This window comes from Corallococcus interemptor (genome assembly GCF_003668875.1).
Lineage (GTDB): Bacteria > Myxococcota > Myxococcia > Myxococcales > Myxococcaceae > Corallococcus > Corallococcus interemptor.
Window position 1 is genome coordinate 1 of the sequence record NZ_RAWM01000399.1, and the last position, 414, is coordinate 414.

General features: G+C 63.5%; 1 protein-coding gene. It reads left to right on the forward strand.

Annotated elements, in window-relative coordinates; all coding sequences use genetic code 11:
- Positions 1 to 373: alpha/beta hydrolase (locus D7X96_RS39325; RefSeq protein ID WP_208647469.1), on the forward strand; the 373-nt coding region annotated here is incomplete at its 5' end.
- Between the last annotated feature and the right edge of the window lie 41 nt (positions 374 to 414).

Consider the following 414-nt stretch of genomic DNA (forward strand, 5'->3'; position numbering starts at 1 on the left):
GTTCGGCGCCTATGTGCTGACCACGCGCCCGGACATGTTCCGCACCTACATCCTGTCCAGCCCATCGCTGTGGTTCGACGACCATCGGGTGCCGCGCATGCAGGCCGAAGCCAAGGCGCCGGCGCAGTCGACCACGGTGGTGCTGTCGGTGGGCAGCTTTGAAACGGTCAAGCCCGAACCGCGTTACTTCACCCGCAACGACATGCTGCGCCACAACGCCGAATTCGCCGAGCAGCTGCGCAGCAGCGGGCGATCGTTGAAGGTGGAGAACATGGTGATCGATGACGAGGATCACTTCACCGTCTACCCGGACATGATCACCCGCGCACTGCTGAAGGTGTTCCCGGGTACCGGACCGTACAGCAGCGGTTGATGAATGCCTCAGGCCGCCTGTGCATCCGGCCCGGTCAACAC